Consider the following 23,353-nt stretch of genomic DNA (forward strand, 5'->3'; position numbering starts at 1 on the left):
TTAGAAAATTGAAACCCAGCTGAATATTGATCTTTTCTATACTTAAGATCTATGTTTCATTATTTGCTTATGATTGGAGTTATATTTTCATTGGAAAGCAGATCAACATCCTTCACAGCTACAGGGAACCAAAGCATCATCTCGCCTTTTCCCCTATTGGCCCATGCATAGTAAGGTATGGCAGTAAATATTTTTCTTACAGTAGTGATGTTCTCTCCTTTGTTGTCGATTGACACAGCCGGAACCTGAGATTGTAAAATGGTTACGCCATTCAGTAAACCAGCTTTATATTCTTTTGAAAATACCGCATCCGCAGTCAGTATAAAATTGCTTGCCCTTCCCCCGTTGTCGATCCACTCCGCACAATACATGAGGGGACCAACCTGCAGCGCTGTTTTACCAATATCGTCCCTTACTTTTTCGTTTGCAATAACTCTTCTTACTTCCATCGGGAGATTCATTTCAATTACATCTCCTTTTTTCCATTTCCTGTTCAACACAGCATAACCTTTTTCAATTGTATAATCAACCGGTTCGCCATTGATTTTAATCGATATTTTTTGTCCGCTTGAAGATGAAAAAGAATAAAGATCAGAAGGCATAGCCTGGTTTTGTGCCCAGCCCGGAATACGCATCAACATTTTAAATGACTCAGCTGATTTTGGTGAGACAGTAAATTTCAAATTACCATCCCAGGGATAATTATTCTCCTGCACGATAGTCACCGGCTTTTGGTGAACCTTGATAAAAGCACTGCTGCTTACAAAAAGATTGACATACACATTATCGTCTTTCTGTGCATATACATAGCCGGGAATAGAAGGAATTAATCTTGCGACATTGGTTGGGCAACAGGAACAATCAAACCAGCCTGCCCGCTCAGGCTCCATGGCGGAGTGAGAAAAACTATTTTTGATCTGCATGGCATTGGTATAAAAAAATGATTTGCCATCCAGACCTACACCGGAGATCAGCCCGTTGTATAAACTTTTTTCCAGCACATCAATATATTTTGATTCGCCGTGCAACTGAAACATACGCTGGTTCCAGTAAACATTTGCTATGGCAGCGCAGGTCTCATTGTAAGCGGTGGCGTTGGGCAGTTCATAATTTTCGCCAAACCGTTCTCCATGCGGAATAGCGCCAAGGCCGCCTTGTACGTAAAACTTTTTGCTTACCATATTTTCCCAGATCCTGTCAACAGCTTGCAGGTATTTTTCATCACCTGTCAACGCTGCTATATCAGCCACCCCAGCATATAAATAACAAGCTCTCACGGCATGACCGATAGCTTCGTCCTGGTCAACGACAGGCTTATGATCCTGCCAGTATGAACCGTTTTTCCAGGGATCTTTATTTGCCGCGTCATATCCTTTAAAATGGCCTCTTTCATCAATAAAATATTTGGCCGTTTGCAGGTACTCTTTTTTACCTGTAATGCGATATAGTTTTACCAACCCCATCTCCACGATTTCGTGACCCGGAGCTACATGCATTTTATCAGGACCAAATACGGAGCAAATAAGATCTGCATTTTTCAACGCGATATTGAGCAACGATTTTTTTCCTGTAGCATAATAATGCGCTGCGGCGGCTTCATACAAATGACCGGCATTATAAAGTTCATGGCTAAGCTCTCTTTCTTTTACCCATCTTTCTGTACCAGCCCATTTATGCGGATCGGCAGGATTGATTGTTCTTGCCGTATACAAATAACCATCAGGTTCCTGCGCCTTTGCTACTTTTTCAATCAGGGTGTCGATGTATAAATCCAGTTTTTTATCGGGGAAAAGGCTCATTGAAAAGGAAGCACCTTCAATTGTCTTATAAATATCTGTGTCGTCAAAAGGAAAAATGGTACAGAACTTACCGCTTTTTGCAGCGGCCATTTCAAAGTTTTTTACACGTCCTGTTCGTTCACAACGCTCAAAGGATGCAGGAATAGTAACTGTATGATTCGTACGCATCCTGGGCATCCAGAAATTGTCCATAAATTTCACCGACGTAAAATTGATAGCCTGGATGGCATAATCAGCATTTTGCCCGTATGATATTGTTGATGCTAAAACAAAACTGGCAAAGCAAATCTTTTTCATGGCTCAAATTTTAAACAAAACTATCAATTCAGAAAATGAAATGTAGCTTACAAAATTCTTACCCAAATATTGCGAAAACTAATTGGCTCGCTGGGATCTCCATGTGATTGTAGCTTGATAGGTAGTGGCCCATGTTTATGATATTCCGGTGTACCTATCCAACGGGTGTCGCCTTTTACTTCCACATTATTCTGAACCAATGCACCATTTAACAAGGCAGTTACCCTGGCGGGTGACTTCAGTGATCCATTTTCATTGAAACGCGGCGCCGTCCATATAATATCATATGCATTCCACTCACCCGGCGGTCTGTTTATATTTACCAATGGAATATGTTGCTTATAGATACTTCCTGCCTGGCCATTTACATAGGTTTCATTTTTATAAGAATCCAACACCTGTATTTCATAACCTGCATCACCGCCACCCCAGCCGGCGAGAAACACGCCACTGTTTCCTCTCGCTTGTCCTGACCCGGTTATATTTTTTGGAATACGCCATTCTATATGAAGCTGGTAGTCGGTAAATGATCTTTTGGTCTGAATACTTCCGGCAGGTTTGTTAACGGTAAAGATATCACCAGCAACCATCCATCCTGCAGGTTTGCTGGTATCCCTGGAAGATACCCATTCCGAAAGCGAATCGCCGCTGAATAAGATCAACGCATCCGAAGGAGCACCACCTGGTTTTTCAGACGCTGTTATTATTGGCGGAACAGGTTTCCATACCTCCGTTTTTTTAGCTTGTTGCTCTCGTGTTTCGGTTTGCGCAATAGAAATATGTACTGTTAAAAATAGACTGACAAAACAGAAGATATTTTTTTTCATTACAGGATTGATTAATACTTGTTAAAGATTTTGTATTGCTGAAATGGCGCAACGCTGCGTTTATTTTTTTTCAAGAGATTTTATCCAGGCAACTATTTTCCGGGCTTCACTCCGCGGTAATTGCGTCATGGGTGGCATAGACACCGCATAACCCGGCCAGTTTTGTGGCTGTGGATTATAAATGAGCTGTACCATTTTTTCGGTCGAATACCTGCGTTTTGCGATCTCTGAGAACGAGGGACCGACCTGCTTTTTATTTGGATCATGACATGAAATACAGGTGTACTGGGTAAGTAACGGTTTTATCCCGCTATAAGTTAACAGCTTGCCTGTAGTAGCAGTAGCTGATTTAGCCGCAGTTAATGCAGAGTTTTTAGTACTCAATTCGGCTAACGCAAGTTTTTTCCCCTCGGGAATATTGTTCAATGTATAATAAACTGTCGGATGAATTAATGAGTAGGCATTTTCTTTATCCCTTATTCCTTCGAGGCTTATCACATGAATATAATGCTGGCGCAAATTCTCGACCACGATGCGTGCATGCATACCATCAGCCGACACTTTTACTCCCTTTATTTTATGTTTCAGCCTGTTTACTTCCGGGCTGCCATACACGGCATGATATTTATAGGTAAAACTATTGACGGAGTAGGATGCAATATCGTTTGCAAATTTCTTGTCTACTGGCTTGGTAAACTCTATTTCAAATCCATCGGGCATTGCTTTAACTGTGCGCATTTCAAAAGGCAGACGTTTGTTCCATACGAGTCGTTGCAGTCCCTGGTTAGCATCACCCACGGATCCCCAGCCTCTATTGGTTTCGCCTACGAAAAGCGATCCGTCTTTGCCCCAGCTAAGTCTTACCGTGCCGGACTGAAAACCGCTTCTAAACAACCAGGCAGCACCCTGCCATTCGCCATTTACTTTTTCTAAAAACACTCTGCTGAGATTACTTTGACCCTGGTCGCCTACCAATAGCTGCCCTTCAAAAGGCCCAAATACTCCTTCAGGTATCTTAACAATCTCCGAAGTAGAAATGCCCAGCACACCATGCGGTAGCCAAACCAACGGCAATTGTAATTCAGGAATACTTTTTTTCATGTCGGCCAGCGTAAAAAATTTTTCATTTACAATATTCTGCGGTTTTACAGGCCTCCCATCCCGGTCAAACTCGATTCTTTGACTGATTTTAGAAAATATCTGGTCCTGTTTAACTTTCAAGGGAGAATTAGCTGCTGTATCCCATACAAGACTTGCAGGGTGCCCGGCAAATGTTCCTTTCTTCAATGGAACGATGCTTCCTGATGCCATCCAGTCGCCCTGGTTATCGGTGTAGTACAATTCGCCATCAATCATGCTGATACCACAAGGCGATCGTAATCCTGCAGCCCATGGTTCCATCGTGCCATCTTCCTGGATGCGCAAGGCCCAACCACGCCAGGGAACCATGCTTTTGGGATGCCACCAGGCATCAGGGAAACCCAAATTCAATGTCACAAAAAAAGAGCCATCCGGTGCGATCTTCGGTCCAAAACTATATTCATGATAGTTGCCGGATAAAGGCCATTGGTAAATGGTTTCATACACATCGGCTTTGCCATCCATGTTCTTATCAACTAATTTGGTCAACTCACCCCGCTGCACACAATACAAAGCACCATTCTTATAAGCCACGCCTAAAACTTCGTGAAGACCGGTGGCAAATTTTCTAAAATAGGGACGCTGGCTCGTCGGATTTTCAACGATGAATACATCACCTCTTCTTGTAGTCACGGCCAAATCACCATTTGGTAATGTACAAAGTCCACCTACTTCAAGCAATGTGCCTTCAGGAGAACTAACACGCATGATCCTGAAAAAGTCTTCTTCCTTTGCCGACTCCTGGCCCTGCACAGCATGGCTGCCAATCAGCAACGCAGCCGCGAGGCAAACTTTTGCGATCCAGTTAATATTATGGTTTCTTCGTTTTATCATCAGAACAGGATTATATATTTTATTTTATTTTTTATTGGTACCACTAACTCTTTCTTTTCCCCGGCATCACGAATCATCGGTTTTGCTTCACTCCCATCATCTATCTTCAAATAGTATGATTTATCATCCAGCAGGTATAAGCCATTACCCAAATCTTCAATGTTCTTACTTGCAGCCAGCCTGACGTATAGATTCTCTGACGGGTTCAAAACGGATATTTCACGGCTGACACCCTGCCGGTTTTCCAATACCTGTGAAGCGTCTTTTACTGCGGCGCCATAAATGAAATATTGAAAAATGGGGCGATCTTTTTCATCCAGTTCATATCCTTTTGGCCGAAACCCCGTTCCTGAGGTATCTGTTTTCCACGGTGAATTAGCTGATGGAAGCTTGCCAATATTCAATACAGGTTTTCCAAAAAGTTGTTTGCTACCGGTTGCTCTTGAAGAACCATCTCCCCGCTCATGCCACATAGGTGTTGCATCTAAAAAACCACCGCGCCACACCTGCACGATGGCACCATTATCCATATCATAAGTGTAGTGCAATCCTTCCGGGCTTCCCACGGACACCGCATGAACAACTCTTGTTGTGGGGATATCAATAAAACTTCTCAGCACCGTGTTGACAGGAGCATCCACCAGGATTGGATCAGTTTGCTCACTACTTAAATTATTCATATCACTCAACGTGTAGTCCCTAATGCCTGGTCCGGCCACAGTCAGGCCCAACGCAGGCTGTCCCCAATCCATCGTTTTGAAATAAGATAATTCAAAAGGCAACTCAGCTGCCGGCAATGAAATTTTGACCGGGCTTCTTCCTCTTGCAATGGAAAGTTGCTGATTGTTGATCACCAATGACCCTCTGCCAGCCACCGTGAAAAGACTGAAATTATACTCCCCTGCTTCATCCACTGTTAATTTTCCTGTATACCTTAAAATAAAACTATCGGGCAGATTATTAATATTGGTAGTAAGCGTTTCCGATGATCCTTTTATAACGGGTTTCAATTTTGCGTAGTCAGGCTGTTTATTAAATGGACCTTTATATACCGCATATTGCAGATTCGATAACCGAGGCTTGGGTTTATCGAAAGCTGTTATTTTAATATTGCGAAAAGCGACGGCCCCATGATCGCCCTGGAAACGCAACGGCCCTTTTGGTTTTTCATCGTTTAATCCATTGCGGGTGGGTCCAAAGAGTTCGACATTTTCGTGTATGACCACGCCATTCAATTCTACCCGAAGCATTTTAGCATTTTCCGTTTTTACAGCATTTGTAAAGCGGGGAGCTTGAAACGATATCTTGAGATGCTGCCACAGGCCTGGTGCTTTACTTACATTTTGCCGGGGCGCATGGCCCTCAAATCCTTTTTGTGCGGCAGCGCTGCTATCATCCCATCTTTCATAAATACCACCATTGTCACTTGACTTTGGCATCAGAATACCCCAGCTATCCAACAACTGAATTTCATACCGGCCTGATAAATAAATTCCGGAATTAGATCCCTTCGCCATCATATAGTCCAGCTCGATATCAACATCGCCGTAATCTTCCGCAGAAAATAAATCCGCCCGGGCACTTTCATCAGTAAATGTGTTAACCAAAATTCCCGTGCCGTTTGTGTAAGTTAAACGACCAGCGCTATTCAGATCAGCATTCACATCACCGCCGATGCGCCAATTGGCCGAAGGTGATTTGAAGAAAGAAAGATCCGTGAGTGGCAAGGCTGTTTGCGCAAATGCCACAGACAGTATCAATAAAAGCGGCACGGCACAAATAAACTTTTTATGCCGGGCTGAAAGTTCAGCAGGTTTTGTAATCATTCTTTGATAAAATTGTAAAATCATTTAGTATATGAACTGTTCCAGGGGTGCAAAGTGTAAGATCAACTTAATCGTTAAACCCGTATCTCAAAATTCACCTCACAAGCAACCATCCCCAAAAAGGAAAAATCGGTTAAAAGTCAGGAAAAATTCTTTTTTACCTCCTCTCATCTGTATCATTCTTTGGGTTAATCGTCTCAAAAAAACTTACGAAGAGCCGGGGATTAATTTCCGTAAAAAAGAAGGCTGTCATTATTTCTGGCTATAATAAGAAAATCCTTTCCGCGGATCTTAATTTTTTTTATATCCCTCACCTGGCCATCCAGTTGCAAACCTGATTGCAGTGAAGGCAACGAAATAAATGAAGATGATTGATTGAGTAAAAGATTACCGTAACTGGCATCATATCTGCCTTCGAAAGGTAATACGCCAAAAAAATTGCCGGCGGTAATAATATCGTCAGCGCCATCCCTATTGAAGTCGCCGGTCACAAATGCAAAAACAGGCGACCACTGCACAGGGAAAGGAAGTTTAGTCACCTGTAAATTTCCTTTATTGTTTTTTACCAGGACGGATGAAAGGTTGCTTACGGTTAGTTTAGACATTTCATTAAGCTTATCGCCCAGAATTCCGTCCACAGTTAAGCCGGCCATAGTTTTGTAATCGAGGAATTTCTTTTTGATCATGCCGGGCAATACCCTTTCAATCTCTTCCTTTCCCAAAAAAAAGTAATATCGCCCGTCTTTTTCAATTGACATCAACTGGTCCAGATCACCGTTTTTATCAAGGTCACCGGTATATAGTTGCAAAGGAAAACCATTTTTTACCTGCAGCTTCGAATTCTCTCCCCAATTACCAACTAAAAGATCTTCATAACCATCTTTGTCTATATCCGAGGCATACACAGACGTCCATAGACCTGTTGCCTCCTGCAAACCAAGTTGGCTTGTAGCATTCTGCAGTTTGCCGGAAGTATTTTTATAAACCACTATCGGCATCCATTCTCCCACTATCACAAGGTCCTTCCAGCCGTCTTTATCCAAATCCGCCCAGGCTGCATCAGTAACCATACCGATCTTCTGCAAGCCCGGAGCCAACCGCTCATCTGCAACCGTAAAAGAAGCTTTGCCATTGTTTACTAAAATGTAGGATTGCGGCGTCTCACCATAACGATTTGTCACGACTCTTCCGCCTACAAATAAATCGAGATCGCCATCATGATCTATATCCGCCGGGATAGCCACCGACTTGTTTCCATAAACCAACGGCAAACTGTCTTTTGTAAAACGGCCCTTGCCATTATTAATATAAAGCCGGTCTAACAGGGCCGGGTTATTACCTGACATTTCATTACCACCGCTTACAACATAGAGATCTTCATCTCTGTCACCATCGGCATCAAAGAAAACTGCGTTTATATCTTCACACAAAGAGTCGGGTCTGAACAAATCTTCATTGGTGCTGATAAATTTCCCCTGGACAGTTTGCTGAAATAATTTGCATACCTGCCCTTTAGCACCGCCAACAAAGAAATCGTCTAAGCCATCGCCATTCACATCGGCCACCGCTAGTTTAGGTCCCATAGCAGAAACCCCGTGAGGTATCAATTGCTGGCTATTAAAATCAAAAAAAAGATTCTCCTGGTGCCTGTAGTCAACCTGAAACGAATCAGTAACATTTTTAAAAAAGCTATTTGCTGTAACTGCAGGTTGTAAAATTCTATTTGCTACTTCCGACGATTTTTGTTCTATGATTAACAATTGCCCGCCTTTGATATTTGTCATCGTCTGCAGGCTACCATCCGGCCATGTGATCTGAAGTGAATCTACCTTATCGGTTTTTCCAAGACCAAAGTGCAATACAGGAGATGAGGAGCTTTCGAATCCTCTTGTAGCCGTTAAATAGTTTAGTTGTATGCCCTCCTTTGTTTTAATAACAACTTTACTACCATATGCCAGTTTATTATTACCTGCGGACCGCAATTGAATATCCAAATAATGATTCTCAGATTGCTGGTTTGAATTGTTACGGTAGATACCTGCCGGTGAATTGATATTATTTACCACCAAGTCAAGGTTGCCGTCATTGTCGAGATCGCCGTAAGCAGCGCCATTTGACAAGTTGGGCATATCTATTCCCCAGTTTCGTGTCTGATCGGTAAATTTCAATTCAGCCGTGCCTCTAAAAATATAATTACTGACCTTGCCTTCCGGCATTTTACTAATTGCTAACCTATCTGCTGATTTATCTTTTTGTATCTGCGCCGCAATATCAGCCGCGGAAATAAACTTTAAAAAGTCAAGGTCGTTTGGCCTCCTCAATATTCCGTTCGTTACAAAAAGATCTTTTATCCCGTCATTATCGAAATCGGCCAAAAGTGGTGACCAGCTCCAATCGGTAGCTGCTATCCCGGCATACAAACCGATGTCGCTAAACTTTTTTCCTCCCGCTACATTTAACTGCAGGCAATTTCTTGCATTCTGGTGATGATATCCCTTACTCATTTTAAAATCATAAACATCGGGATTATCATCACTTACCGAAGATTTTAACACTTTCTCATCAGCAGGCAGCATGTCCAGGGTTATAATGTCGAGCCAACCATCATTGTTTACATCGCCGGCATCACTACCCATCGAAAACCGGCTTTCGTGCCCAAAAGCTTTGCGGTTTATTTCAGAGAAAGTGCCGTTTTGATTGTTGAGATAGTAATAATCATTTTCATGAAAATCATTACTTACATAAATATCATCCCAATTATCATTGTTAAAATCAGCGATAACGACATTTAAACCATAACCGATGATACTGCTGTAAATGCCGGCCTGTTCTGTTACCTCATGGTATACAATTTTGTCACCTTCTTTATCACATCTAAATAGTTTGTCACCACTTACCTCATTCCTTCTTCTGCGTGCAGCCGTATCTACATAAGTATCTGTTGAATGAACAGAATGATTAACAAGAAACATATCCAGGTCGCCATCCTTGTCGTAGTCAAAAAAGGAAGCCTGGGTATTAAAGCCTTCTATATCCAGTCCATATTCAGCTGCACGTTCTGTGAAGGAAACTTTACTGTTTTTTCCATCTGAGGAGCCATTGTTTATGAAAAGCTCATTCCGGCCCTGAAGGCTTTTGTACTTTCCCACCTCGCAAACATAAATATCCAATAAGCCATCATTGTTGACATCAGCCATTGTAACACCGGTCTTCCAATTTCCTTTTCCAGCTATACCGGCTGCATCAGTAATATCTTCGAACCCGAAATTGCCTTTATTAAGATAAAGCCTGTTGCTCTCCCGGTTTGATGTAAAATAAATATCCTGCAGGCCGTCATTATTCACATCACCTATTGCCACGCCGCCGCCATTGTAGAAGTAGAGATAGTCAAGTATATTGAAGCTGTCGGCTTCACTGATCGTATTCTGAAAATAAATACCTGTTACATCCGGAGATAAAACAGTAAAAAACTTCTCTTCACGATTACAGGAGAAGAAAACAAGTAACCCTGTTGCAATCAACGCCAAAGAAAACCTTTTGTTAAAAAAACAATGCATATAGTAATGAAGTCGACAGGGCTTCTACTTAAAATTCAGCTATTTCTATTTTCCGGTAATAAATTTCAGCGCCTTCGGACTGAACAAGAATTTTTCCCTTTTGCTCACTCGGATCTTCAAATTCATTTACTACTTTACCATTTACAATATAAGTAACCTTTCCCCTGTTGGCGATAATTTCTACCCTGTTCCATTCACCCGTCGGATTTTCGGCATCTTCTTTCTTATATACTCTTGTATAATCATTGGGTTTTGTTCGTTCACCGTTAATTTTTACGGTAGTGCTGTCAATCAGCCATAGATCCCCCACATCTCCTTCCTGTATCTGGCACTCGATTGATTTTGGCCAAACGGTATCTCTTTCCGCTGCCGGAAAATAGAAACAAATACCATTGTCACGTTTAACATCAGCGCCATCTCTTGGCGGATATTTTTTTACACCCCATTTAAATTCTGCAACCAAATGAAAATTTGTATAGATTTTTTCTGTGGCCATATACCCGAATTCCTTACCTGAGATGTGCAGTATATTGTCTTCAACCAGGAATATTTTTTCGGGATCATTATTTCTTCGTTTCCTGTTCAGGAAGGTATACCAGCCATCTAAATTTTTTCCGTTAAACAATTTTGTTTTTTTCACAGCCGGAGACGAGTTCTTTTTAGTGTCATTCTGCGCATCAGCACACACAAAAAGAAAGAAGCATCCGGCTGTTAGTAAAAATTTCATGATTATATTTTTATTTAATAATAAATCATCATTCAATTCTTTTTCAATTCTTTTGTTTCCGCCTGCGCATTATTCCTGGCAGCAAGCAGCAGCGTTTTGTTGTTTGTCCTTACCAGCGTCATATCTCTTACCGCACCCCGAATATGCAAACCACTGTCTGTTCCCTTTATTACTTTGAAGTTTCCCTTTCCATCGCCTTTCAGCATCACGCCATATGATGCATCATAGATTCCCACCTCGGGTTTGGATTCATAAAAATTGCCCCCCATCACTATATCCATATTTCCATCTCCATCCACATCGCCGGTTGCTATTCCATACACCGGTGATAGCTGCGCTTCACTGCTTAATGCCTGCTTGATAAAACCTCCTTTCTTATCATTGATAAATACACAGCTCCGCAGCTCATATGCCTCCAGTTTCACTGCCTTACTTAGCTGTGCTTCTGTAAAAATATCTTCCACTCCCTGCAATTTATAGTCTTCATACTTCAGGTATTTTTTCTTCAGATAGGGAAGCACCGATACCAGATCATGCCGCAACGACATCGGGTATGCATTATCTCCATTATAACAGCTCACCACCTGTTCTGTCGATCCGTTCTCATCAAAATCACTCACATACATACTCACCGGTTTGGTGTCACTGGCTTTAAATCTTGAGTTCAATCCATGATTGCCGCCTACCATGTCCGGATATCCATCGCCGTTTATATCTGCTATTATCAGTCTGTTCCACCAGCCATTGCTTTTTTGTAGTCCCGCCGCTGCTGTCACTTCTTTAAACTTTCCATTTTCATTGTGATACAATCTTACCGGCATGTATTCGCCTGTCACCGCCAAATCCATTTTCCCATCTTTATCATAGTCCAGCCACTGCGCATCGGTAATCATCCCGGCTTTTACAAGTGACAGTGCTACCTGGCCGGTTATATCTTTAAAAATTCCTTGGCCATTGTTTTGAAGTATATAGCCTTTGCAGGGGTAGCCATATTGCATTGGTTTTAGTCTGGTTCCCACAAACAGGTCCATATCGCCATCACCATCATAGTCTGCTGCTCTTACACAGGAGGAGCCTTCAAAATTATAAGAGGGAAGTACCGGTGCTGATCTTGTGAGTTTCCCTTTGCCATCATTGATATATAGCCGGTCGATCAGTTCCAGTGATTTGGCCGGAAATTCATTGCCGCCACTGCATACATACAAATCCTGGTCACCATCTCCGTCGCAATCAAAGAATAGGGCATCGGTGTCTTCACTTCCTTTATCTGCTGCCAGCAACGATTCATTGGTTTTGATAAATCTTCCTTCATTTGTTTGCTGATATAAAACTCCCGGCTGGTCTTTGGCGCCGCAGATGTAAATATCTTCCAGCCCGTCTTTATTGATATCGCCTTTAGCTATTCGCGGGCCCTGTGTGGACAGCATATGGAATGTCAATTTATCCCGGTTAAAATCTACAAACGGATTCTCCGTATGTACAAAGTCAAGCCCATAGTTATTATCGCTTGTTGTAAACAATTTATTCTTCTCCAAAGCCGGCGTATTATCCATTGCTGGTGATAATGATTCACTTTGCTTGACAACAAGGTGCTGGTTGGGCTTTACATTTTTTATTACACTCATTTTCCCATCATTCCATTCCACTACCACCGAATCGATCATCGTGCATTTTCCCAATCCAAAGTTCAGGCAACAGTCCACCGTTGATTCAAAGCCCCGCATCGGCATCTGCTCCTGGTAGGCTAACGTGTTGTTATACCAAACCGTTACTTTGCTGCCAACACCATAACGGTTCTTTCCTTCTCCCTGCAATGACACTTTTAAATATTTATTCTCGGGGTGCTGCTGTACACTCTCATTGCGGTATACAAAGCAAGGCATGTTTACATTATTGACTACTAAATCCAAATCACCATCGCCATCCAGGTCACCATAAGCCGAGCCATTGGAAAATGATGGCTCGTCCAGGCCCCATTCTTTCGCTTTATTACTAAATGTCAGATCGCCATTATTGGCAAAGGCATAATTAGGAATCGCATGAGAAGGTATTAAATCTATCAGCTTACTATAGTCAGCTTTGCCGGAAACAACCTCATTAAAAAAATTTTCGTTGGCTATATATTGAATATAATCCTGGTTGATGAGGTCCTGGTAAATGCCATTGGCTACAAAAATATCTTTGAAGCCATCGTTATCCAGGTCTGCAATTAACGCACCCCAACTCCAGTCAGTGGCAGCTACGCCTGAAAAACGTCCTATTTCGCTAAAGCTGTTATCACCATTGTTCAACTGCAGCATGTTGCGGGTAAACTGGTGATAATAATCATACTGCAAATTCAGTTGATATTTATCCCAGTTTTCAAATGTGATATTGGTTTTGATCCTTGTTTCATCTTCAGGAAGCATTTCAGTAACAAAAATATCCGGGTGTGCATCATTGTTTATATCCGCCATGTCGGCCCCCATCGATGCATTGCTGATACTCATCATTTCATCTTCCAGTGTTTCTTTAAATGTGCCGTCATGATTATTGATGTACAAATAATCTCTTTCAAAAAAATCATTGGATACATATATATCCTGCCAGCCGTCATGGTTGATATCGCCCACAGTAACACCTAAACCAAAACCAATTACACTTCCGTATATACCCGCCTGCTCACTGATGTCGGTAAAGTGATTTCCATCATTTCTGAAAAACTTATGTCCTCCAATTGAATCACGGATATTTCTTTCGTTGTGCTGAAGATTAAAACTCCCGATTGCTTTAAAGGAATTATTCAGCAAAAACATATCCAGATCACCATCCTTATCATAATCAAAGAAAGCTGCATGGGTTGAAAGGCCCCGGTCATCTAATCCATATTCATGGGCTTTTTCTGTAAAAGTTACATGGCCACCCGGCGCCCCGTTATTGATGTATAATTCATTTTCCTTCTTATCGCCTTTTATATCGCCACTGTTGCATACATAAATATCCAACAGGCCATCGCCGTTTACATCTGCCATGCTTACGCCTGTTGACCATTTTCCTTTTTTTCCTATGCCCGCCTTCTCCGTAACATCTTCAAACTGAAAATTGCCTTTGTTCAAAAATAATTTACTTGATTCCATGTTGGCTGTAAAGAACAGATCAGGAAGGCTGTCATTATTTACATCACCAATAGCTACACCGCCTCCATTATAAAAGTTCCGGTAAGTATAAATATTAAAATTACGGTCGTAGGAAAGTGTATTGCTGAAATGAATATTTGTTTGTTCCGGTGTCATCTTTTGGAATAAAACCTTTTGTCTGGAATTACTTCCGCATGAACAGAACAGCAATAACAGGAGCAAACAGGCAATCCCGGAAATTTCTTTTATACAATAATTTCTGATAAGCATATTACTTTTTTACTTCTTCCACACTCAAATCAGTATATTCCGCCTTAACATCTGTGTCATCAAAGATGCCAATGATGATCAGGCGGTTACCATCAATTTTTACATAAGTTCTTCCCCGCTTTGCATCCTGAACCGTGATAAAAGGATTCCCTCCCGGATACCATTTCTTATAAAGATTTACGACATCAGGCAGGAGTTTATCGGAACCAAGTTCTTTATTCCACGGCATCCACCCTTTATACCTGAATTTTGTCCACAGTTTATGAATTTTGCCATTTTTAAATTCCGGGTAAAAATTCATCTCGGCAGGATGATTCAATTCTTTATTTTCCAATTCATGTAAAACACTTGTATTGCCCGGCCCATCCCTGAACATTCCTTTTTTATTCAGATTCCAGCAATGCACATAAAAATCTTTATTGGCCATTCCCAAATTAATTCCCCAAAAAATTTCATTTACCTTTTTATTACTGCTTAACTCTTTTTTGACAAGTGAATCATATTCATCCACTGTTGAATGCTGACAAGCATACAGTCCTATCGCCAAAAACAGTAAATAATATTTCAACTCACTCCTCATTTGTAAACCGTGTTTAGCTATTTTAAATAATCTATTACCTGCAATGATGCATTGTTCTTAGCAACCAACAGCAGTTTTTTATTTCCTGCCTTTAACCAAACCGCATCTCTCACTGCTCCCTGTATTTGCAAACCACTGTCTGTTCCCTTTATTACTTTGAAGTTTCCCTTTCCATCGCCTTTCAGCATCACGCCATATGATGCATCATAGATTCCCACCTCGGGTTTGGATTCATAAAAATTGCCCCCCATCACTATATCCATATTTCCATCTCCATCCACATCGCCGGTTGCTATTCCATACACCGGTGATAGCTGCGCTTCACTGCTTAATGCCTGCTTGATAAAACCTCCTTTCTTATCATTGATAAATACACAGCTCCGCAGCTCATATGCCTCCAGTTTCACTGCCTTACTTAGCTGTGCTTCTGTAAAAATATCTTCCACTCCCTGCAATTTATAGTCTTCATACTTCAGGTATTTTTTCTTCAGATAGGGAAGCACCGATACCAGATCATGCCGCAACGACATCGGGTATGCATTATCTCCATTATAACAGCTCACCACCTGTTCTGTCGATCCGTTCTCATCAAAATCACTCACATACATACTCACCGGTTTGGTGTCACTGGCTTTAAATCTTGAGTTCAATCCATGATTGCCGCCTACCATGTCCGGATATCCATCGCCGTTTATATCTGCTATTATCAGTCTGTTCCACCAGCCATTGCTTTTTTGTAGTCCCGCCGCTGCTGTCACTTCTTTAAACTTTCCATTTTCATTGTGATACAATCTTACCGGCATGTATTCGCCTGTCACCGCCAAATCCATTTTCCCATCTTTATCATAGTCCAGCCACTGCGCATCGGTAATCATCCCGGCTTTTACAAGTGACAGTGCTACCTGGCCGGTTATATCTTTAAAAATTCCTTGGCCATTGTTTTGAAGTATATAGCCTTTGCAGGGGTAGCCATATTGCATTGGTTTTAGTCTGGTTCCCACAAACAGGTCCATATCGCCATCACCATCATAGTCTGCTGCTCTTACACAGGAGGAGCCTTCAAAATTATAAGAGGGAAGTACCGGTGCTGATCTTGTGAGTTTCCCTTTGCCATCATTGATATATAGCCGGTCGATCAGTTCCAGTGATTTGGCCGGAAATTCATTGCCGCCACTGCATACATACAAATCCTGGTCACCATCTCCGTCGCAATCAAAGAATAGGGCATCGGTGTCTTCACTTCCTTTATCTGCTGCCAGCAACGATTCATTGGTTTTGATAAATCTTCCTTCATTTGTTTGCTGATATAAAACTCCCGGCTGGTCTTTGGCGCCGCAGATGTAAATATCTTCCAGCCCGTCTTTATTGATATCGCCTTTAGCTATTCGCGGGCCCTGTGTGGACAGCATATGGAATGTCAATTTATCCCGGTTAAAATCTACAAACGGATTCTCCGTATGTACAAAGTCAAGCCCATAGTTATTATCGCTTGTTGTAAACAATTTATTCTTCTCCAAAGCCGGCGTATTATCCATTGCTGGTGATAATGATTCACTTTGCTTGACAACAAGGTGCTGGTTGGGCTTTACATTTTTTATTACACTCATTTTCCCATCATTCCATTCCACTACCACCGAATCGATCATCGTGCATTTTCCCAATCCAAAGTTCAGGCAACAGTCCACCGTTGATTCAAAGCCCCGCATCGGCATCTGCTCCTGGTAGGCTAACGTGTTGTTATACCAAACCGTTACTTTGCTGCCAACACCATAACGGTTCTTTCCTTCTCCCTGCAATGACACTTTTAAATATTTATTCTCGGGGTGCTGCTGTACACTCTCATTGCGGTATACAAAGCAAGGCATGTTTACATTATTGACTACTAAATCCAAATCACCATCGCCATCCAGGTCACCATAAGCCGAGCCATTGGAAAATGATGGCTCGTCCAGGCCCCATTCTTTCGCTTTATTACTAAATGTCAGATCGCCATTATTGGCAAAGGCATAATTAGGAATCGCATGAGAAGGTATTAAATCTATGAGGCGGGTAATTACATTTTTCTCTTTATTGAGTATTTGCTGTCTTATTTCGTTATACGCACCGCTGGTATATTGAATATAATCCTGGTCAGTGATATCTTTAGCAATACCATTTGCTACAAAAATATCTTTGAAGCCATCGTTATCAAAGTCCGTTATTAAAGCTCCCCAGCTCCAGTCAGTGGCTGATACGTTGGCAAAACGGCTGATCTCGCTGAAATATGTTTCCTTCCTGTTTTCTTTGTTTACAATGCTTCCCTGGTTTAACTGCAGCGAATTCCGAACAAATTGCCTGTAGTACCCGCTGGTAAGATTAGCCTGGTACTTATCCCAATTTTCAAAAACAGTTTTTGTTTTTACTCTTTCTTCGTTTTCCGGAAACATATCCGTCACATAAATATCAGCATAGCCGTCATTATTTATATCCGCAATATCAGCTCCCATCGAGTTCATACTAAGCTCACGGATATATTTTTCAGCAGCTTCCTGAAATTTCCCGTTTTGCTGATTGATATAGAAATAATCTCTCTCAAAAAAATCATTGGATACATAAATGTCTTGCCAGCCGTCTTTATTAATGTCTGTAATAGTAACTCCCAGGCCAAATCCTATTTTACTGCTAAAGATGCCTGACGCCGATGTAACATCGGTAAAATGATCGTCATCATTTCTATACAATTTATTTCCGCCCAATGAATCCACATATGCTCTCTCATCTTTTACTAAATCATAATTACCGACAGACCGAAAAGAATTATTAAGCAGGTAACAATCCAAATCGCCATCCCTGTCATAATCAAAGAAAGCAGCATGGGTAGATAAGCCACGATTATCCAAACCGTATTCTTTGGCTTTTGGCACAAACTTTAAATTTCCCTGGTTAATAAATAACTCATTGCTCCTGTTGCGGCTTGTTATGTCACCGGATTTACAAACATAAATATCCAGCAAGCCGTCGCCGTTCACATCAGCCATCGTAACACCTGTTGACCAAACACCATCCGAAACAATACCGGCTTGACTGGTAATATCTTCAAACTGAAAATTGCCTTTGTTCAGGTAAAGCTTATTGGAGTGTTGGTTGGAGCAGAAAAACAGATCAGGTAGTCCGTCATTATTAATATCACCAACGGCTACACCACCACCGTTAAAAAAATTTCTGAATGTATAAGGATTGAATTCTTCGGTATAAGAAACTGAGTTGGTAAAATTGATACCGGTATGTCCGGATGATAACTTTGTAAAAAGAGGATCAGCGTTTTTCTTAGCCGTGCAGGAAATGATAAGCAACACCATGCTATACCAAAAAAAATGTAAGCTCCTAACCCGCATTATACATTGTTCACAATTCATAATACACTGATTCAAACTTTTCCATTAGCACTCTTAACAAGCAATCATTTCGAAAAATAAATAGACCTTAATGTTAAACAGCAAAGTAATGTTTTTCCAAAAACAATCCATTTCTCTATTAATTGAAGAAACAGGCGAAAAAATTCGCCTGTTTTGATTGCTAAACTTACTGCTTATGGAATGAGAAAAATTAATATCCGGGGTTCTGTGTTAAATTTTTATTTGCGTTTAATACACTTTCGGGTATCGGGAAAATGTTCACATGTGTGCTGCCATCAGCAGGATGGAATCTGAAAGCGGCATTATATGTTCCAAAACGTATCATATCCTGTCTTCTCGTTGTTTCAAAAAACATTTCTCTGCCTCTTTCTGCCAAAAATGTGCCTGCCGTCATGGTTACATAAGGATCAACACCGCCATGCATTGTTCTTATCTCATTAACGATCGCCAGGGCGGCAGGATCATTCCAGTTAGTAGCTTTTCTCGCCACAGCTTCCGCCTTAGTCAGGAGTATATCAGCATAGCGGAATAAAACCCAATCATTGCTTAACTGACCTGTCATTCCCCTATAAAATTCGTATTTCCCGATACGAGCACCGGATTGCCGCCAGGCTCCGGGGAATAATTCATTGATATAGGGAGTATAGGTAACAGGAGTACCATTAGGGTCTGTAACATCAGCGGCATTATCTGTAAGGAGTGTAACGCCATCAGACTTATATTGTGGTCCTACGATAAAATTGCTTAACCTTTTATCCACTGTACCTAACACTTTTGAACCTTTGGGATCCACACCGATAACGGAGTCTTGTGGGCCTGGATTTTGTACAGGATCAATGTAGGAATTATAAAATTCCTGAACCGATGCCCAGCCATTCCATGGTTGTGCCGTCATTTTATATGTTTCCTGGCTTTCCATGTGTAAAGTCATATGTGGAAGCTGAAAGCCTCTTGCCTGCACTTCATCATAGGGTATTACCCAGATAAATTCTGTAGATCCTTTATTGTCTTTCTTGAAATTATCTCTATAGTTGGGCATTAAAGCATACTTGCCGGAATTAATAATATCATCGCATGCTGCAATACATTTATCCCATTGAGCTGTACCCGTATAGATTTCAGCATTCAAGTATAACTTAGCAAGCACAGCCTTAGCGGTATAATAATTTACCCTTCCGTAAGTGGCATTATCATTAGGTCCTGTTTGTTGTAAATCCGGCAGTGCATCGGTTAGTTCCTTTTCCACAAAATCATACACTTCTTTACGGGTATTATTTGGTGGCGGATCTGTTTTTGTAAAATCGGTACTGATCGGAACATTGCCAAATAAATCAAGCAGCCAATAATAATAAATGGCCCTTAACGCTTTTATTTCTGATATAAACTTTTCAGAAGAAGGAGTACCTATTGGCTCCAGTATTGTCAACACCCGGTTGCAGGTATTTACTCCTTTGAAAAGAAAACCCCATGTGTTTTCAGGTCCACCATCATTAGGTCTATAGGTATGCAATTTTAAACGTACCCAGTGACCACCATCTCCCCAGTCTGGCCCTCTTGTCGGTACCACTACTTCATCAGAAGGTACTTCCTGCAAACGCATAATGTTGCCATCGCTGCCAAAGCTGCCATAAAGATTTGTATAAGCTGCCGCCAAAAGAGAGACTACTTCTGCGTCGGTCTGACCAAAGTTCTGGTTAGTAGCCAAACCATAAACCAGTTCTTTTTCATCAAGCTTGGTACAGGAAGCAGATATCAGAAACAAGCCTATGAACGAATATTTTGCAACAGATAAAATTTTCATATCAAAGTAATTTTGACAAAATGATTCAAAAAGTTAAAATTTCAGATTCACACCGAGGGTATATGACCGGGTACGCACCCATGTATCTCTTGCATCAACACCCGGAGCCAGGATATTACCGCCATAAGCATATCTCACCTCAGGATCAACACCGGTATAATCAGTTATCACAAATAAATTTTGTCCGTTAATATATGCTCTTAATCCCTTGATAGCACCATCTCCTTTAAAATTAAAGGTATATCCAAGGGTGGCATTATCCAGTTTAACAAAAGAAGCATTTTCTACAAAGAGGTCGCTGAATGTTTGAGAATCGTTCAATTTAGGATTAAAGTACTTTGTTTTTACAACGTTATAACTGGCAATAATGGTAGGTGCTGAACTTTCAAAGAAGGCACGATAGGTATTTACCATGTCATGTCCAAATGAACCTCTCAGGAAGAAGTTTAAATCCCAATTGTTATAGCGGAATGTGTTGGTCCAACCTAATTCAAACTTAGGCAGACCATTACCAATTTTTGTTTTGAACGTGTCAAGCGGTGTCGTCTTTCCGGCTCCATCGTCAAACAAAAATTTTCCATTATCGTCAACTCCTCTAAAAATGGACCCCCAAAGAATGCCAATTTTTTCACCTTCTACAGCACGGGTAATTTGAGTTTGTTCCTGGCCGGGAGAACCAAGGTTACTTGCTCCAATTATGTTACCAGCAAGTTCTTTATTCAGTTTGGTAAGTTCAACACTAAAAGTTGAAAAATTTACTGAAGTATTCCAGTTAAAGATTTTATTTTTAAATACATCATATGCCAACAAGACTTCTATTCCTTTATTCTCCATTGTCCCGATGTTCATCCACCTCCTGTTAGTTGGAAAGGGTGGTACTGGTACATTAGCGTTAAACAACAAATCAGAGGTTTTACGATTGTAGTAGTCAACAGTACCTGTTAAACGACTATTAAATAATGCAAAGTCAAGCCCGATATCAAATTCCGCTTTTCTTTCCCATTTTAAGTCTGGATTGGCGTTTTGCGTTGGCTCATAAGAAGGAATATAAGTGCCATTGTACAAAAAGTTATTGGCTGTTGGGCCATACAAAAAGAGCGAAAGATAAGAGTTTGGAGGTAAGGCACCAGTTATACCATAGCTTGCTCTGAGTTTAAGAGAGTTTACACGGGCTATATCTGTAAGCTTACTAATGTCAAGACCGGCACTAACGGCAGGAAAATTACCCCACTTGTTATTTTCACCGAATGTTGTCGAACCTTCCCTTCTCAAACTAGCGGATAAGAACGCCAAATCTCTATAGTTAAGGTTCACTCTACCGAAAAATGCAATTAATCTTGAAGCGTTTTTATAACTGGTGGCTTCGGCTTTATTATTTTTGAAATCAGCAGCACTGCTAAAGTTTTCTGATGTAATATCTGTAAGAAAATCGCCGGCACGCACCAGAAAGCCATTATTCACAAAGTCCTGATAAGAATAACCTACTACAGCCGCAAGGTTAAAGTCATTAAATACTCTTTTATCATAAGAAAGAGTTGTTTCAAATAGCTTATTGTAATTTTCATCATCTTGCTTTTGGGCCAACCCGTTACGGGTATAGCCACTACCACCAGAAATTAAACGTGTGTCAAATGAGGTCTTTGGAAGATATACCCACCTAAAATTGCTGGTGTTCTCCTGAGCGTAACGTCCAAGGAGTTTTAATCCCTTAATAATCTCGAAGCTTGCGGAGGCATTAATGTTCATTCTTTTAAGAACGCCTTCGTTAGTATTTTGCTCGAGCACAGCCAATGGATTTGCATATTCCACAAAGTTTTGTTCTACATATCCACTACCTGTATAGTTGAGGCCGGTGGTAGCAGAATCAGTAGTGCGACGCGGAGCTGTTGGATTAAAAATCGTTGCATATTGAAATGCTCTGTCAAAACCAAACTTAGAAGTACGTCTTGTAGCGTTTGCATCCAACGTAAAAGTAACCCTGTCCTTCAAAGCCTTTTGCGTAAGACCAAAATGACCATTGATCTGATCGAAGCCCGTTCTTATAGCAACACCCTGCACATCACGATAGTTAAATGAGGCAATGTAATTTGTTCCATTACCTCCGCTACCAGCAAGAGACAGATTGTGAACATGTGAATATGCAGTTCTTGTGATTTCTTTATTCCAGTCGGTTTCTGCACCAAGGTCCCGACCGCCGGCGGCTTTAAACTCCGCAGCTGTCATATGAGGAGTAAACTTACCGGGCACCTCTGCAGTTACTGTTCCATTATATGTTACAGTTGGTATTCTCCCCCCTCTTTTTGTAGTAATAATAATTACGCCAGATGAACCCCGCGTACCATAGATAGCTGCTGATGCTGCATCTTTTAACACGTCTATACTTTGAATATCATTTGGATCTACCGTGTTGATATCAGCACCAACCTGACCATCCACTACGATTAATGGAGAGCTATTGGCGCCTAAAGTAGATAAACCTCTTAAACGCATGGTAAATCCACCATTAGGATTGCCTCCGGGCCTTGAGATAGACAAGCCTGCAACTTTACCTTGCAGCAATTGAGCAACATTGCCGATGTTTCCCTTATTAAATTGCTCAGCGTTTACTGTAGCAACAGCACTGGTTACCTCTTTTCTTCTTTGTGTACCATAACCCACCACAACCACTTCATTTAAAGTGCCGGCCTGGGGAGTCAGTTGAAGATCGATAGTCGTTCTATTACCGACCGGCACTTCCTGTGTCATGTAACCTACGGATGAAAAAACAAGGACAGTTTGTTGATTCGGTACAGAAATGGTGAAATTACCCTCAGCATTGGTACTGGTACCGCTGGCGGTTCCCTTGACGGTGACAGTGGCACCAGGCAGGGGAACATTATTGTTATCAGTTACTTTTCCCTGTACCGAAACCTGTGCAAAAATTGTAGTACTCAAAAAAAGCAGAACAACAAATACAGCAGCCCGTATAAGCCGGGCAGGCGAAAGTTCAATAAAACAGTAACTCATAAGTTTAGTTGAAGTTGTTAGAAAAACAATTAGCAAACTGGAAGGAAAATGGTTTTAAGGCAATTGAAAATGTCTTTGCGCTGCTTAAACAAGCTAGCCGCTATTAAAACTTCTGCCCGGCGCGGAAAAAAAATAAAAAAAAGATTTTTTTTGGCGGGCCCTTTCCAAAGGAATCCCG

General features: G+C 41.3%; 11 protein-coding genes. All 11 read right to left on the reverse strand.

Features of this window, described 5'->3' with window-relative positions:
- Positions 1-59 precede the first annotated feature (59 nt).
- Positions 60-2,096, reverse strand: a complete 2,037-nt coding sequence (locus ACFEL9_RS04020; protein ID WP_385886342.1) for a glycoside hydrolase family 127 protein — start codon at positions 2,094-2,096, stop codon at positions 60-62.
- 47 nt (positions 2,097-2,143) lie between these two features.
- Positions 2,144-2,923, reverse strand: a complete 780-nt coding sequence (locus ACFEL9_RS04025; protein ID WP_385886344.1) for a 3-keto-disaccharide hydrolase — start codon at positions 2,921-2,923, stop codon at positions 2,144-2,146.
- Positions 2,924-2,983: 60 nt separating this feature from the next.
- Positions 2,984-4,897: a c-type cytochrome gene (locus tag ACFEL9_RS04030; protein ID WP_385886346.1), complete on the reverse strand. Its 1,914-nt coding sequence runs from the start codon at positions 4,895-4,897 to the stop codon at positions 2,984-2,986.
- Positions 4,897-6,723, reverse strand: a complete 1,827-nt coding sequence (locus ACFEL9_RS04035) for a 3-keto-alpha-glucoside-1,2-lyase-like domain-containing protein (RefSeq protein ID WP_385886348.1) — start codon at positions 6,721-6,723, stop codon at positions 4,897-4,899. Before ACFEL9_RS04035 ends, ACFEL9_RS04030 begins: the two co-directional genes overlap by 1 nt.
- A gap of 224 nt (positions 6,724-6,947) precedes the next feature.
- Complete coding sequence (locus ACFEL9_RS04040; RefSeq protein ID WP_385886350.1) at positions 6,948-10,250, reverse strand: VCBS repeat-containing protein; 3,303 nt, start codon at positions 10,248-10,250, stop codon at positions 6,948-6,950.
- Between the two features lie 58 nt (positions 10,251-10,308).
- On the reverse strand, positions 10,309-11,007 hold the full coding sequence (locus ACFEL9_RS04045; RefSeq protein ID WP_385886352.1) for a 3-keto-disaccharide hydrolase: 699 nt from the start codon (positions 11,005-11,007) through the stop codon (positions 10,309-10,311).
- Positions 11,008-11,039: 32 nt separating this feature from the next.
- Complete coding sequence (locus tag ACFEL9_RS04050; protein ID WP_385886354.1) at positions 11,040-14,279, reverse strand: VCBS repeat-containing protein; 3,240 nt, start codon at positions 14,277-14,279, stop codon at positions 11,040-11,042.
- A gap of 115 nt (positions 14,280-14,394) precedes the next feature.
- The gene (locus ACFEL9_RS04055) at positions 14,395-14,973 is read right to left on the reverse strand and encodes a hypothetical protein (RefSeq protein ID WP_385886356.1); all 579 of its coding nucleotides are present in this window, start codon (positions 14,971-14,973) and stop codon (positions 14,395-14,397) included.
- Positions 14,974-14,990: 17 nt separating this feature from the next.
- Entirely contained in the window at positions 14,991-18,311 is a 3,321-nt protein-coding gene (locus ACFEL9_RS04060; protein WP_385886358.1) for a VCBS repeat-containing protein, read from the reverse strand.
- Positions 18,312-18,558: 247 nt separating this feature from the next.
- Positions 18,559-20,169, reverse strand: a complete 1,611-nt coding sequence (locus ACFEL9_RS04065) for a RagB/SusD family nutrient uptake outer membrane protein (RefSeq protein WP_385886360.1) — start codon at positions 20,167-20,169, stop codon at positions 18,559-18,561.
- Positions 20,170-20,202: 33 nt separating this feature from the next.
- Positions 20,203-23,175: a SusC/RagA family TonB-linked outer membrane protein gene (locus ACFEL9_RS04070; protein ID WP_385886362.1), complete on the reverse strand. Its 2,973-nt coding sequence runs from the start codon at positions 23,173-23,175 to the stop codon at positions 20,203-20,205.
- Between the last annotated feature and the right edge of the window lie 178 nt (positions 23,176-23,353).

It is taken from the genome of Terrimonas alba (assembly GCF_042434975.1).
Classification (GTDB): domain Bacteria; phylum Bacteroidota; class Bacteroidia; order Chitinophagales; family Chitinophagaceae; genus Terrimonas_B; species Terrimonas_B alba.

Excerpts from the sequence above, each read along its gene's own strand:
- ACFEL9_RS04020 (WP_385886342.1), bottom strand. The coding sequence starts at position 2,096 with ATGAAAAAGATTTGCTTTGCCAGTTTTGTTTTAGCATCAACAATATCA.
- ACFEL9_RS04025 (WP_385886344.1), bottom strand. The coding sequence starts at position 2,923 with ATGAAAAAAAATATCTTCTGTTTTGTCAGTCTATTTTTAACAGTACAT.
- ACFEL9_RS04030 (WP_385886346.1), bottom strand. The coding sequence starts at position 4,897 with ATGATAAAACGAAGAAACCATAATATTAACTGGATCGCAAAAGTTTGC.
- ACFEL9_RS04035 (WP_385886348.1), bottom strand. The coding sequence starts at position 6,723 with ATGATTACAAAACCTGCTGAACTTTCAGCCCGGCATAAAAAGTTTATT.
- ACFEL9_RS04045 (WP_385886352.1), bottom strand. The coding sequence starts at position 11,007 with ATGAAATTTTTACTAACAGCCGGATGCTTCTTTCTTTTTGTGTGTGCT.
- ACFEL9_RS04050 (WP_385886354.1), bottom strand. The coding sequence starts at position 14,279 with ATGACACCGGAACAAACAAATATTCATTTCAGCAATACACTTTCCTAC.
- ACFEL9_RS04055 (WP_385886356.1), bottom strand. The coding sequence starts at position 14,973 with ATGAGGAGTGAGTTGAAATATTATTTACTGTTTTTGGCGATAGGACTG.
- ACFEL9_RS04060 (WP_385886358.1), bottom strand. The coding sequence starts at position 18,311 with ATGGTGTTGCTTATCATTTCCTGCACGGCTAAGAAAAACGCTGATCCT.
- ACFEL9_RS04065 (WP_385886360.1), bottom strand. The coding sequence starts at position 20,169 with ATGAAAATTTTATCTGTTGCAAAATATTCGTTCATAGGCTTGTTTCTG.
- ACFEL9_RS04070 (WP_385886362.1), bottom strand. The coding sequence starts at position 23,175 with ATGAGTTACTGTTTTATTGAACTTTCGCCTGCCCGGCTTATACGGGCT.